Origin of the sequence: Gottschalkia purinilytica, assembly GCF_001190785.1 — a bacterium.
GTDB classification, from domain to species: Bacteria; Bacillota; Clostridia; order Tissierellales; family Gottschalkiaceae; genus Gottschalkia_A; species Gottschalkia_A purinilytica.
Genome location: NZ_LGSS01000005.1, coordinates 205,482 through 219,306, shown reverse-complemented (window position 1 = coordinate 219,306; position 13,825 = coordinate 205,482). Strand labels below are relative to the sequence as shown.

15 protein-coding genes are annotated in these 13,825 nt (G+C 30.2%); 6 read left to right on the top strand and 9 right to left on the bottom strand.

The genetic code is table 11. The features are described 5' to 3' along the window. Positions 1–7: 7 nt before the first annotated feature. The 6 genes from CLPU_RS17860 to CLPU_RS18225 are packed head-to-tail and all read right to left on the bottom strand — an operon-like array spanning position 8 to position 2,923. Positions 8–370: a hypothetical protein gene (locus CLPU_RS17860; RefSeq protein ID WP_050354990.1), complete on the bottom strand. Its 363-nt coding sequence runs from the start codon at positions 368–370 to the stop codon at positions 8–10. Between the two features lie 20 nt (positions 371–390). After that, on the bottom strand, positions 391–714 hold the full coding sequence (locus CLPU_RS17855; RefSeq protein ID WP_050354989.1) for a P-type ATPase actuator domain-containing protein: 324 nt from the start codon (positions 712–714) through the stop codon (positions 391–393). Between the two features lie 35 nt (positions 715–749). Next, a complete protein-coding gene (locus tag CLPU_RS17850; RefSeq protein ID WP_050354988.1) occupies positions 750–1,115 on the bottom strand; it encodes a hypothetical protein in 366 nt (121 codons plus the stop codon). A 29-nt stretch (positions 1,116–1,144) separates the two neighbouring features. Further along, on the bottom strand, positions 1,145–1,972 hold the full coding sequence (locus CLPU_RS18130; protein WP_321169970.1) for a potassium-transporting ATPase subunit KdpA: 828 nt from the start codon (positions 1,970–1,972) through the stop codon (positions 1,145–1,147). A gap of 1 nt (position 1,973) precedes the next feature. Further along, positions 1,974–2,813: a potassium-transporting ATPase subunit KdpA gene (locus tag CLPU_RS18125; protein WP_321169969.1), complete on the bottom strand. Its 840-nt coding sequence runs from the start codon at positions 2,811–2,813 to the stop codon at positions 1,974–1,976. A gap of 23 nt (positions 2,814–2,836) precedes the next feature. Continuing rightward, a complete protein-coding gene (locus tag CLPU_RS18225; RefSeq protein WP_082154122.1) occupies positions 2,837–2,923 on the bottom strand; it encodes a potassium-transporting ATPase subunit F in 87 nt (28 codons plus the stop codon). 408 nt (positions 2,924–3,331) lie between these two features. Here CLPU_RS18225 and CLPU_RS07240 point away from each other — a divergent pair, with 408 nt between their 5' ends. The 3 genes from CLPU_RS07240 to CLPU_RS17630 are packed head-to-tail and all read left to right on the top strand — an operon-like array spanning position 3,332 to position 5,712. Further along, a complete protein-coding gene (locus tag CLPU_RS07240) occupies positions 3,332–5,152 on the top strand; it encodes a HAMP domain-containing sensor histidine kinase (protein WP_050354987.1) in 1,821 nt (606 codons plus the stop codon). Positions 5,153–5,199: 47 nt separating this feature from the next. Further along, positions 5,200–5,484 (top strand): response regulator, encoded by a 285-nt coding sequence (locus tag CLPU_RS17635; RefSeq protein ID WP_200898517.1) that lies wholly within the window; start codon positions 5,200–5,202, stop codon positions 5,482–5,484. A gap of 12 nt (positions 5,485–5,496) precedes the next feature. Beyond that, positions 5,497–5,712: a tetratricopeptide repeat protein gene (locus tag CLPU_RS17630; protein WP_200898516.1), complete on the top strand. Its 216-nt coding sequence runs from the start codon at positions 5,497–5,499 to the stop codon at positions 5,710–5,712. An 80-nt stretch (positions 5,713–5,792) separates the two neighbouring features. On the opposite strand, the gene CLPU_RS07230 is transcribed toward CLPU_RS17630, so the two are convergent. The 3 genes from CLPU_RS07230 to CLPU_RS07220 all read right to left on the bottom strand — a co-directional run bounded on the left by CLPU_RS07230 (position 5,793) and on the right by CLPU_RS07220 (position 8,250). Then, complete coding sequence (locus tag CLPU_RS07230) at positions 5,793–6,539, bottom strand: hypothetical protein (RefSeq protein ID WP_050354986.1); 747 nt, start codon at positions 6,537–6,539, stop codon at positions 5,793–5,795. A gap of 147 nt (positions 6,540–6,686) precedes the next feature. Further along, on the bottom strand, positions 6,687–6,917 hold the full coding sequence (locus CLPU_RS18335) for a nucleoside triphosphate pyrophosphohydrolase (RefSeq protein WP_268760457.1): 231 nt from the start codon (positions 6,915–6,917) through the stop codon (positions 6,687–6,689). 235 nt (positions 6,918–7,152) lie between these two features. After that, positions 7,153–8,250 (bottom strand): glycosyltransferase family 2 protein, encoded by a 1,098-nt coding sequence (locus CLPU_RS07220; protein ID WP_050354985.1) that lies wholly within the window; start codon positions 8,248–8,250, stop codon positions 7,153–7,155. Positions 8,251–8,510: 260 nt separating this feature from the next. Between CLPU_RS07220 and CLPU_RS07215 the strand changes: the two genes are divergently transcribed. The 3 genes from CLPU_RS07215 to CLPU_RS07200 all read left to right on the top strand — a co-directional run bounded on the left by CLPU_RS07215 (position 8,511) and on the right by CLPU_RS07200 (position 13,494). Beyond that, entirely contained in the window at positions 8,511–10,193 is a 1,683-nt protein-coding gene (locus CLPU_RS07215) for an exosporium glycoprotein BclB-related protein (RefSeq protein ID WP_235436124.1), read from the top strand. A 656-nt stretch (positions 10,194–10,849) separates the two neighbouring features. Beyond that, entirely contained in the window at positions 10,850–11,953 is a 1,104-nt protein-coding gene (locus tag CLPU_RS18215; protein ID WP_082154132.1) for a DNRLRE domain-containing protein, read from the top strand. A gap of 515 nt (positions 11,954–12,468) precedes the next feature. Beyond that, positions 12,469–13,494: a branched-chain amino acid aminotransferase gene (locus CLPU_RS07200; protein WP_050354981.1), complete on the top strand. Its 1,026-nt coding sequence runs from the start codon at positions 12,469–12,471 to the stop codon at positions 13,492–13,494. Positions 13,495–13,825 lie beyond the last annotated feature (331 nt).

The window sequence follows — 13,825 nt, the reverse complement described above, 5'->3', positions numbered from 1 at the left end:
TTAAACTCTATAAATTCCCCATTCTCAGTAATTGACGCATCATATCTATTTTTCTTTTCTCTACTAGTTTAATAATAGATCTTCCTTCTAGAGTATCGTCATATATAGATGCTATAGCTGACCATACACTTATTGATTCAATATTTTCATCTCCTACTGGTACAAACTCATAAGCCATACGATTACCAAAAGTTATTGTACCTGTTTTATCTAAAATAATGGTATTTATATCTCCAGAAGCTTCTACAGCTTTACCTGACATAGCTATTACATTGAATTGAGTAACTCTATCCATTCCTGCAATTCCTATTGCGGGTAAAAGTCCTCCAATAGTAGTTGGTATCAAGCATACCAATAAAGAAATAAGCAATGGTATCTCTATCTGAAATCCTATATATTTTGTGAAAAAGGTAAAGTAATCACTACTATTAAAAATATAATTGTTAAACTTACTAATACAGTATTTAAAGCTATTTCATTTGGAGTTTTCTGTCTTTCCGCTCCTTCTACTAAAGATATCATTTTTTCTAAAAATGATTCTTCTGGATTAACACTTATTTTAACTTTAATTTCACCACTTACAACCAAAGTTCCACCTGTAACAGAAGAGAGATCCCCACTAGCTTCTTTAAGAACCGGAGCCGATTCTCCAGTTATTGCTGATTCGTCAATAGATGCTAGTCCCTCTATAATTTCTCCATCACCAGGTATCAACTCTCCTTTAGAAACTATAACTATGTCATTTTTCTTTAGCTTGTTGATGGTATCTTTTCTACGTTACCATTTGGCAATAATTTATTTACTATTATATCTTTCTTTGATTTCTTCAAAGAATCAGCCTGAGCCTTTCCTCTACCTTCAGCTATAGATTCTGCAGAATTAGCAAATAGAATTGTAAAAAATAATATTAAAGATATAGTGAAACTTAAAGAAGTATCTAATTTACTTGTTATAAAGTTAGGAAATATAGATGTTACTAAAGTTATTAGAAATCCTATTTCAACTATAAACATAATAGGATTTTTAATTATAAGCTTAGGATTTAGCTTTATAAAAGATTGTTTAACAGCTTCTTTTAAAATTTTATTACTTATGACTCGAGTAGATTTACTCATTTTAAATCCTCCCTAAACAATAATTAAAACTATATGGTTAGAAATTCAGCAATAGGTCCTAAAGCTATACTTGGAAAGAATGTTAATGCTCCAACTATAAAAATTATCCCTATTAATATACCTCCAAACAAAGCAGTATCTGTTCTAAAAGTTCCAACAGTATTAGGAACTGTCTGCTTATTCAGCATTGAGTAAGATACAGAAAGTAATGTTATCATAGAAAAATATCTCCCTATATACATAACTATTCCTGTTGTAATATTCCAAAATAATGTGTTATCAGCAAGTCCTTCAAATCCAGACCCGTTATTTACAGCTGAAGATGTAAATTCATAAAGAATTTGTGTTATTCCATGAAATCCTGGATTAGAAATACTTTCATTCCCTATATTCAAGAATAATGCTAGTGCTGTAAATTCTAGTATAAGTAGCGGATGAATTAATATAGTAACTGCTATTAGTTTCATTTCTTTACTTTCAATTTTCTTTTTCAAAAATTCTGGTGTTCTTCCTACCATTAATCCCGACATAAATACAGCAATCATTACATACATTAACACATTCATGAATCCTACTCCTCCAAATACCGTGTTAAGTAACATATTAGAAACTGCTAACATCCCTGTTATTGGAGTTAAAGTATCGTGCATGTTGTTTACTGCTCCTGTTTCAGCAGCAGTAGTAACCATAGAATAAAGAGTTGACATTCCAGTTCCGAATCTTACTTCCTTACCTTCCATACTTCCTATAGACTGATCTATTGGTAAAGATGCAAGAGCTGGATTTCCACTATATTCGACTTTGATTGCTATAGATACAAATACTATGAAAATTAATAGCATTGATATAAAAAGCACTCTACCTTCTTTTTTTGTTTCTGACCATTCTTCCATAAGTGAAAGGAAGAGATGTAGGTAAAAGAAACATAAGTAACATTTGAAGTAGGTTACTTAATGCATTGGGATTTTCAAAAGGACGAGAAGAGTTTCCTCCAAAAAATCCTCCTCCATTATTCCCTAATTCTTTTATAGAAAGAAATGAACCTATAGGTCCACGATTTATAACTTGTTTTGCTCCTTCTATAGTATTAGCTGTAACAGATCTTTCAAGTGTTTGTGAAACACCTAAAGCAATAAATATTAATGAAGCTATAACTGATACTGGTACGAGAATTCTAGTAATACTTCTTATAAAATCAACAAAAAAATTTCCTAAAGGTTTACCTGATAAACCTCTTATAAATGCAATAGCTACCGAAATTTCTGTAGCTGTTGCTGTAAACATTGTAAATATTATAACTATCATTTGCGAAAGATAACTTAGTCCTACTTCTCCACTATAATGTTGTAAGTTGGTGTTAGTCATAAAGCTTATGGCTGTATTAAAAGCTAATGATGGTTCCATATTCCCTATTTCATTATGATTTAAAGGTAAAAATCCTTGAGTTCTCAATATTAAATATATAATTCCTATCATTATTGTGTTTGTTATCAATAAAGATATAATATAGTTTTTCAAACTTTGATCATCTTTGTTTATATTACATATCTTATATATAAAGTTTTTAATAGGACTAAACACTTTATCTATCTTTGATGGACTAAGTGTAAATACATTATAAATATAGCTACCCATAGGTTTAGCCATTAATATTACTAATAATAAAGTTACAATAGTTGATAGTACCACAAATAACACTTTAATAACCTCCCTAATCTCAACTAAAATTTTTCAGGATATATCAATACATAAATTAGGTATATAACTATAAAAATTGATATTAAAAATAATAAAATCAAAATCTTCACTCCTTCTTGCTATTTATGAAGTTTAATGTTTCTTGTATCATTTTCTACTACTGCAGATGACCAGTTAATTAACCCATGCATAGCCGCATATAATATTAAAATTATGAAAATCATAACTATATCTATCATTTTTTCTCCTACCTCCTCATAAATAATGTAGTGATGTGATTTATAATGAAGCTTATTATAATACCAAAATAAAAAAACTAAAATACAATGGTATTTCATATAATTTTTTCTCTATACTATCAGGAACAGTTGTTTCAATTTATCTAATTTGGACATATGTTTTTTTCTTAAACCTTTCTTTTATCTTAGGTAGATAAGTTTGAACAAGATATATAGCTCATATATACTAATATTTAAATTATTTATATAAAAAAATAAGAAACAAAGAAGGCGATATTAATGAAGCTTCTAAAACAAAAAATATCTTTAGTTTATTTTTCATTAATTATAATGTTAGCTATTGTAGGAATTGTATCTGTTATAAATCTTTACGGTCTTACAAAGTCAATTGATGGATTAATAACAGACAATTATGAACGTCTAAAAATGGTAAGTAATATGATAAGTACACTTGAGAGACAAGACAGTGCAATCTTGACTTATATAAGTGGTGATTATGATACTAGAATAAAAACATTCAACAATAATGTAGACGAATTCTTCAAATGGTATTATAAAGAGTTTAATAATGTCACAGAAAACGGTGAAAAAGAGCTAGTTCAAAGTATAAAAAAAGATTATTTAAAATATATAGATTCTTTTAGTAATTTAAGTCAATATGGTAATGATAAAGTAAAATTAACTGAAAAATACACATATGATGTAAAACCACTTTTTTTAAAATTAAAAAAAGATTTACAGTCTATATGGAATGTTAATGAAACAGCCATGTTTCAAAGTAAATCTTTAGCTACAAATAATTCAAAAACGTCAATGTATGTAATATTAGTATTATCTATTTTTTGTGTTGTAGGTGGTTTTTTTATTTCTAGATTTTTTGCGAATAAGTTTACTAGACCATTAGAACAACTAATCAAATTAATGAAAGAAGTTAAAAATGGAAATATAAACAAGCAAATTGATATTGAATCTAACGACGAAATAGGACAGTTATCAATGGAGTTTAATAGAATAACAGAAAGGTTAGCGTTATTTGAAGAAAGTACTCTTGGAGAAGTAATAACAGAAAAGAATAGATCTTTAGCCATAGTAAAGAGTATATCTGACCCTTTAATGGTTTTAGACAAGGATTATAGGATTGTTCTTATAAATAAAGCCTTCGAAAGTTTCTTTAATACCAAGGAACATGTTGCATTTAAAAAACATTTTTTAGAGATAGTGAGAGAAGGAAAACTATATGATTATATATCATTAGTACTATCCAAATCCAATGACTATCATACAGAAAACATATTTTATATAAACTCAAATGAATCAAAATATTACTTTAATGTAGTTGTAACAAAAATAGAGGATACAAGTTCTAATTTAAATGGTGTCGTAGTTTTGTTTCAAAATATAACAGAACTTAAAGGGCTAGAAAAAATGAAAACAAACTTTATATCTACTATATCTCATGAATTTAAAACTCCTTTAACATCTATAATGATGGGATCTAGTCTTTTAAAAGATAAGACATTAGGCAATTTAAATACTGATCAAGAGAATACTTTGTTATCCATAGAGGAAGAATGTCAAAAGCTAACTAGTTTAATTAATAATTTATTGAATTTATCTAAGTTAGAATCTACAGATTTCGCTTATGATATGAAACTTACTTCTTTAGCTAGTATTATTGAGCATTGTATTAAACCGTTCTATATCCAAGCTGAAAATAAAGGCGTAAATCTTTATTATTTAGTTGGTGAAAATTTACCAAAGGTAAATATAGATAAAGAAAAAATAATATGGGTACTAAACAATTTAATTGGAAATGCCTTAAAGTATACTAATGCTGGGGATGAAATTTTGGTTCAAGCTTACATGTATAAAAATAAAATGCATGTCTCAGTTAAAGATACAGGAATAGGCATTCCAAGTGAGTATACTAAAAATATATTTCAGCAATTTGTCCAAGTGGAAAATTCAGAAATAGAAGTAAGAGGAGCTGATCCAGGGTTATCAATTGCTAAAAATATTGTAGAAGATCATGGTGGAGAAATTTGGTGTGAAAGCGAGTTGGATATAGGAAGTAATTTTATTTTTACTTTACCAGTGTAGTTAAACATTTTTTATTTTTTCTAATAATATTTGAAGGGAGTAATCTTATGAAAAAAGTGTTAGTTGCAGATGATACGAAGAATATTAGAAACTTATTAACCACATGTCTTAAACATGAAGGATTTGAAGTAACAAGTGTAGAAAACGGAGAAAAGGCTCTAGAGATATTTGAAAATCAGATTTTTGATTTAGCTTTTTTAGATATAAAAATGCCTAAAATTAGTGGTACAGAAGTATTAAGAAAAATTAGAGAACAAGGTGTTCAAACTCCTGTAGTTATAATAACAGCTTTTCCAACTATAAAAAATGCAATAGAATGTACACAAATGTGAGCTGTCGCATACTTGCAAAAACCTTTTACTACAAACAGAATTAAACAAACTTTAAAGAAAATTTCAAACTCTGTTGAGCACAACAAAGAATCTACCAACCTATTAAAATTAGCTGAAGAGAAAATTAATAAAAATGATGTAGATACAGCTCTAGAACTATTAAAAAAATCTCTATCGATAGATCCTTCTAATCCTTATGTCTATTATTTAATTTCTAAATATATATAATAAAAAAGGAGATTACTTAGAAGCTCAACGTTTTCTTGATGTATACAATATATTTAAAAAGAACACATAAATATTCCATTTTAATTTTTCATATTATTCCCGAATAGTATATGTAGCATTTTTTTAAATAAAAAGAACAACACTATGAATAGTATTACAAATGAAACTATCGCTATAACAGTGTTAACAACATTCAAGGACTCTGCTTTCATTAATACCTTATTGTTTGTAGTAGGAACTATATCCCATTCTAGTACTTTTCCGTCTTGTTTAACTATAGACGCATTATGTTCACTAGGCTTTATAGGCAAATCTAATATTAGTTTTAACTTTACGTCAGATAATATAGAATTTATCAATATTTCTTCTAGTCCATTAGAACGTATATTTTCTGTAACATTAATATTAGCATCTAAAGTATATTTAGTTTTAAACCACCCCTTTTCTACCCTAAACATTTCATTCTTCTTGTTATTACTGTTTTCGCTTGCAAATACTTCCATATTCTTAAACAAAGATAATTCCTGCTTTACATTTTCTACATGTTTAGTAGCATGAATACCCATCTTTTCTTCTCTTACTAAGTTACTTACCTTAAATCCCTTTTCTTCCAGCTTATCTTTTATAATATATATAGGATTATTATTATCATTAAGAAAACCGAAAGATTTTTTATTAGCTAATATATCTAAGTTTAAATCTACCGTGCCATTTATATTTACTTTAGCTTTTAGTGTCCCTTCAGCTCCTATATTCGTACAGCCTGATAAAATAGAAATTAGACACATAATAATCATAATTATAAATGCCCTATTATATTTTCTCATAATAACCATCCTTTCTTTTATATAGTATTATATCTAAATTTGAGTTTCATTAAAACAATATTATATATTTATTAATTTACTATCCTCATAATTAAAAAAGAATCTTTAATTAATTAAAGATTCTTTTTTAATATAATTCTATAGTCTCTAATATACATTTTTCAATACTACTCTCTTCTTAAAACCACCCCGTTGATTTTTCTTTTCTTCTCTTTTTTTCAATAAATCATCTATTGTATGTCCTAAATTTTCAGTTAATGCATACACTACTTCTAAAATATCTGCTAATTCTTCCAAATTTTCATCTTTATTAAATTCATCTACTTCTTCTATTAATTTTTCTTCTAAGAATGAAAGATATTCTGTTCCTGAAACTATTTCTATTTCGAACTTTTTACCACCTTTTTTCTATTATCTCAGGTATTTTATCTCTGACTAATTTATTATAGATCTTCATTTGTCTTTCCGAACCTTTCCTTTTATCTCTTAATATATAACTTATTATGTTTTTAAGATACTTTATCAAATAGTAAACAACTCTACAGTTTCTTCAATATAAATATATTTAAGAGACGATATTTTCTACTATAAATTTTAACATTTACTAATAATATTAGTTTTGATTGTTTGATTCTTCTAACTCTTTTAATTTTCCTTTTAAAAATTCTCGATTGTGTTTTACAGAAGGATGGTCTGGTACATATTTCGCTGCTTTTTCATTAAAAATATTAGCTTCTTCAAATTTATTTATTTTTGAATAACATACACAAAGTTGTAAAAGAGGTAACCAAGTGTATGTGTGATGGCTAACTAGGCCAAGGTTATCTTCACTAGGCTTATTACTAATTGCTGACAGATACCAAAATATAGCTGAATTTATATTATTCTCATTTAAGAACTTATATCCCAATCTACAACAAAAATCAGATCTAGGAACATCATATTCAAATGATTTGAATATATATTTCAACTCATTTTCTTTGTCACCTATACTATAATAATATTCAGATAAATTACTACATGCAGTTTTTATATCTTCTACCCAACCATCATTAGTGTCCAAAAATTTCTTATATTGAATTGAAGCTTCTTCTTTATAATCATTGTAATATAGCTCGTTTGCGTAGTAAAATATATCTCTTGTACTAAAAGGTACTTTTTCTTCTATCATTTTTTTGAATATTTTCAAGTTTCTATCTGTATGTGGCTTATTTTTCATATGAACCACCGATATATCACAATTGCGAATATTTCCATAAACATTCAAATACTCGTGTATTTTCCCTATCCATATAAAATTCTTTTCTCTTTTTACCAATCTATTCCTTCTTAAAGAACTAGTAGCATTATTGTTTTCATCTAGTCCTAAAATATATTTCATTGTTACAGAATCTACAGATCTATCTAGATTTGACTTTAACTCCTTAAATTTTTCAACGTCATCAGGACGCATAACATCATCTGCATCTAACCATAATATATAATCTTTAGTAGCTTTACTAAATGAATAATTTCTCGCCTTTGCAAAGTCATCTACCCATTCAAATTCATATACCTTCGCACCATATTGTTTAACCTTTTCTACAGTTGAATCATTAGAACCTGTATCTACTATTATTATTTCATCTACTATATCTTTTACAGAGTCTAAACATCTAGTAATAACATCTTCTTCATTCTTTACTATCATACACAAACTTATAGATATCATTTAAACACCTCATTACAGAAATTTCTCGGGTATAGTATATGATATGTTTTTTAAAATAATGGTTCCACTTTTCTTTAAAATTCATATTATGTTATTGTCACAGATACTAGACAAGCTCAAAACTTTTTAAGCATAATAATCTAATTCAATTGAAATCAAATATTCTTTAAATAATCATTCCACTTTTCTTTAAAAATTTATATCATGTTTGTCTTATATCTAGGACACATCAAATAGTAAAAAATTAGGAGTGAATCAATTTGAGTGATAAAAATATAACCGATCTAACTGACCAGGTTATTATAGCTCAAGTTGGTCCGACCGGTCCAACCGGTCCGACTGGTCCAACTGGACCGACTGGTCCAACCGGTGCTACTGGTCCGACTGGTGCTACTGGTGCCACTGGTCTAACCGGTGCTACTGGTCCGACTGGTCCGACTGGTGCTACCGGAGCCACTGGTATAACTGGTGCTACTGGTTCTACTGGCCCGGCTGGTATAACTGGTGCTACTGGTTCTACTGGTCTAACTGGTGGTACTGGTCCGACTGGTCCAACTGGTGCTACTGGTCTAACTGGTGCTACTGGTCCGACTGGAGCTACTGGCCCAACTGGTACCACTGGTGCCACTGGTCTAACTGGAGCCACTGGATCTACTGGTGCTACCGGAGCCACTGGTATAACTGGAGCTACTGGCCGTACTGGAGCTACTGGTCCAACCGGATCCACTGGTCTAACTGGTGCTACTGGCTCTACTGGAGCTACTGGAGCTACTGGTCCAACTGGACCGACTGGTCTAACTGGTGCTACTGGTCCGACTGGAGCTACTGGAGCTACTGGTCCAACTGGTCCAACTGGTCCAACTGGTATAACAGGTGCTACTGGACCGACTGGTTCTACTGGCCCTGCTGGTCCAACTGGACCGACTGGTCTAACTGGAGCTACTGGTGACATTGGTCCGACTGGTCTAACTGGAGCTACTGGTGACATTGGTCCGACTGGTCCAACTGGAGCTACTGGTGATATAGGTCCGACTGGCCCAACTGGTGCTACTGGTGACATTGGCCCAACAGGTCCGACTGGCCCAACTGGTGCTACTGGTGACATTGGCCCAACAGGTCCAACTGGTGCTACTGGTGACATTGGTCCAACTGGCCCAACTGGCGACACTGGTCCAACAGGTCCAACTGGAGCTACTGGTGACATTGGTCCAACAGGTCCGACTGGCCCAACTGGAGCTACTGGCGACACTGGTCCGACTGGTCCAACTGGAGCTACTGGTGATATAGGTCCAACTGGTGCTACTGGCGACACTGGTCCAACAGGTCCAACTGGTGCTACTGGTGACATTGGTCCAACAGGTCCAACTGGTGCTACTGGTGACATTGGTCCAACAGGTCCGACTGGCCCAACTGGTGCTGCTGGAAATGGAGCTATTATTCCATTTGCATCTAGTTCACCAGTTTCATTAACATCTATTGACGGAGGATTAGCAGGTCTGCCAGCCTTTATAGGTTTCGGAAGTTCTGCTCAAGGGCTTGCTGATTTAGGTTCTTCTATTGACCTTACAGGGTCCTCAGCAACATCAATTAACTTTGCATTCTCAGCACCTAGAGATGGTGTAATAACTTCTATAGCTGCGTATTTTAGTACGACTGCACCACTATCACTTGTTGGATCTACTGTAACAATTAATGCTCAGCTTTATTCTTCGTCTACACCAGATAACACATTCACACCTGTTGCTGGCACAAATATAACACTTTCACCAAGCTTAACAGGTGTTGTAGCAACTGGTACCATTTCTAATGGTATTCTTAGGGGATTAAATATCCCTGTAACCGAAGAAACTCGCTTGTTGTTAGTATTCTATATTACTGCTACAGGAGCATCACTAATCAACACTGTAGAAGGATATGCAAGCGCAGGATTAACAATTGTATAATTGATATAAAGGCTGTCGATAATCGACAGCCTTTATATTGTCAAAAATTTTTATTAAGATAAAATTCTATTTTAAAGTCTTGTATTTTATGCAAGTAATAATGTCTTCAATATTACAGTTTAGATCTTTATAAAAGTCAATTCTAAATATCTTTATAATGTATACTTTTTACATATTTTGTTTCCTGAATTTACTAAAACATTTTTATAATTGTGTAATGCAACATATTTATATAATAAAATATATCTTTTGCAATAAAATTTGTATTCTATCATCTGTTTTGTATAACTATAATATATAGTCTTTAATAAACTTGCAAAACAAATGATTTCCAAATTGTGGAAACTTGTCTACCCATTCTAATTTATATGCTTTTACACTATAATGCTCGACTTTTTCTTGAATAATTAGGATATTATATATACAACTATTATTTCATTTACTATCTTTAAAATAATTCTATTACCTCGTATAATATTACCTCATTTTTTATATCATATACAAACTTATGTATATCTTTTAAATATCTCACTCCCGAAGTGTCTTAGGTTATTATACAGTATGTCTTTAAAAAACTTGTTCCACTTTTGTTTAAAGCTCATATTATATATTGTCATAACTATAAGACAATCTTTTAAAGACTTAAAAATAATGTAATTATATATGCTAGTTCATCTTCATATATATCTAGTTTTCAGCCCGAAACTAATTTTGGTAATTCTAAAACTATATCTACTGGTTCGAGTAATATAGATTGTTATAAACGTAACATTTATAGAACATTAATTAAATTTGATATAAGTAAAATACCCTTCAATTTTGAAAAAATATTTTTATATTTATATGTTGAAGAAGTAAAATACCAATGTATAAACAACGTTATATCTATATACAAAAATACAGAAAACTTCGATGCTTTAACTGTAACTTGGAATGACGCTCCAAACTTTATAGAAACACAAATAGAATTTAAACTCGATAATTCAAGTTTAAAAAAATATAATGAATTTAATATAACTGATCTCGTTATAGAATGGATAAATAGTCCTGATCCAAACTTTGGTATAACCATTAAAGGTGGGGAATCTAATAATAACTTATCTTCTAGTACATATTCATCTATAGCTAAATTTTCATCTGTTAATGGAAGAAATTCTCCGTATATTTCATCTATAGCTTGTTCATGTGTTTGTCCAACTGGCCCTACCGGCTCGACTGGTCTGACTGGAGCTACTGGGGCCACTGGTCCCCAAGGTGCCAGGGGAATTACGGGACCTACTGGTGTTACTGGATCTCAGGGTAATATTGGTCCTCAAGGTGCTATTGGACCTACTGGATCAACTGAACCTATAAGTGGATATGGCTTCTTTGCCAACACATCACAATTTGTAAATGCCAGTGTGCTAGGGGCAAATATAACCTTTCCGAATGTTGATGTTAGTACTGCTAACATCAACATAAATGGAACTGGAGATATTATAACATTAACTGAAACTGGTGTATATCAAGTTGACTATAACCTGTATTTAGGAACAGGAGTATCTCTCCTTACTACTATACAGTTAAGATTAAATGGAACTGTTATACCTGGTTCTCAATCATTTATTTCTGTAGGATTATCCGCTGAATCAAATATCGTAGGTCAAGCAATATTCCAAGCTAATACTGGGGCACAACTAACACTATTCACTACAGGTATATTAACTCTTGGTTTAGTAAACACTAACTCAGCTGCTATAACTATAACTAAAATTGTTTAATATAAAATAAATTCACCAAAATTTTAGTATTGAATTAGTAATAAAAAATAGAAAATCTCCTTATGTAAATCATAAGGAGATTTATTATTAAGCTACAACTTAATAATAATCTTTTATAATATAGTAAATATTTTTATAATTTTCCTCTAGATATTATCAAAAACAGATATGATTGTTTTCTTTTCATTTGTATGTTATCAGAAACTAATATTATTATAATGATTTTCTTCTAACATTTTACGTACTTTTTTCATTACTCTAGTAACATACATTTTTGATACATTTTTTTATCAGCTATTTGACTCTGATTAAGTCCCTTTAAAACTATTTAAGTATATAGTAATTAATATTAAGTATCTTCATAAATATTTTTAATTGTGTTATAATTATACATAAAATAATTTCTTTATTTTGATACTTTATATTAAATTTAATATTTTTAGTTCTAATAAAATTTTTAATATACTCTTTACTAGTTTAAACTTTAAAATTTACTATATACTGGAGAGATTTTTATGACAAAAACTGCAAATATCGATTGGGATAACTTAGGATTTGATTACATTAAAACAGATCTTCGCTATATTTCAACATGGAAAGATGGAAAATGGGATGAAGGAAAGTTAGTTGAAGACAATAATCTAACCATAAGTGAAGCTTCAACTGCACTTCACTATGGTCAACAATGTTTTGAAGGACTCAAAGCTTATCGTAGAAAAGATGGCAAGATTCAGCTATTTAGACCTGATCAAAATTCTAAACGTTTAAATAGAAGTTGCAATCGTTTACTGATGCCAGAAATTCCAGAAGATAAGTTCATAGATGCATGTATACAAGTTGTAAAAGCAAATTCTGAATATGTGCCTCCATATGGAACTGGTGGAACGCTTTATCTGAGACCATTTATAATAGGCACTGGTGATAATATTGGAGTAAAACCTGCTCCTGAATATATTTTCTGTGTATTTTGTGTTCCTGTAGGTCCTTATTTTAAGGGGGGAGTTACACCTGTTAATTTCTTAGTTTCTGACTATGATAGAGCTGCACCTTTTGGAACAGGAGCTGCAAAAGTAGGTGGAAACTATGCTGCTAGTCTCTATCCTCATAAAGTAGCTTCAGAGGAAGGATTTGCTGACTGTATTTATCTTGATCCTATGACACATACTAAAATAGAAGAAGTAGGTTCTGCTAACTTCTTTGGTATTACTAAAGATAATAAATTCGTTACTCCAAAGTCTCCTTCTATACTTGCCAGTATAACTAGAATTTCACTTATGAACATAGCAAGTATGTATCTAGGAATGGAAGTAGAAGAAAGAGATGTATATATAGATAAGTTAGATGAATTTAAAGAAGCGGGAGCTTGTGGAACTGCAGCAGTTATAACTCCTATAGGTGGTATAAAGTATAAAGATAATCTTCATGTTTTTTATAGTGAAACAGAAGTAGGTCCTGTTACTAAAAAGCTTTACGATACTCTTTGTGGAATTCAATTCGGAGATGTAGAAGCTCCAGAAGGATGGATTGTAGAAGTAGAATAAATCTCACAAAATCATAAAACTTGCTAAGAATTAGCAAGTTTTTTTATATTTATATAATTTATTACTTCAAATAATTTTATTATATACTAAAATTAAAATTTATTAGTTTACTGAAATCTCTTTATCATTTATGATAACATTTTGTATGATAGTTTTATTTATATTTCACTCTAATATTCTACTAATTCAAAAATACACTCAAAGTCTTTCGATAAATATATCCCATAAATCTATTTTTTATGTAATTAATACTATTAAATAAATATTTACAATAAAAAACTCCTCTAGCAAAATTAAAATTCTCATTACCAAAGGAGTCTTAAAATATATT

Coding starts and splice junctions, on each gene's coding strand:
- CLPU_RS17635 (WP_200898517.1), top strand. CDS start 5,200: ATGAAAAAAGTGTTAGTTGCAGATGATACGAAGAATATTAGAAACTTA.
- CLPU_RS07240 (WP_050354987.1), top strand. CDS start 3,332: ATGAAGCTTCTAAAACAAAAAATATCTTTAGTTTATTTTTCATTAATT.
- CLPU_RS17850 (WP_050354988.1), bottom strand. CDS start 1,115: ATGAGTAAATCTACTCGAGTCATAAGTAATAAAATTTTAAAAGAAGCT.
- CLPU_RS07230 (WP_050354986.1), bottom strand. CDS start 6,539: ATGAGAAAATATAATAGGGCATTTATAATTATGATTATTATGTGTCTA.
- CLPU_RS07220 (WP_050354985.1), bottom strand. CDS start 8,250: ATGATATCTATAAGTTTGTGTATGATAGTAAAGAATGAAGAAGATGTT.
- CLPU_RS07200 (WP_050354981.1), top strand. CDS start 12,469: ATGACAAAAACTGCAAATATCGATTGGGATAACTTAGGATTTGATTAC.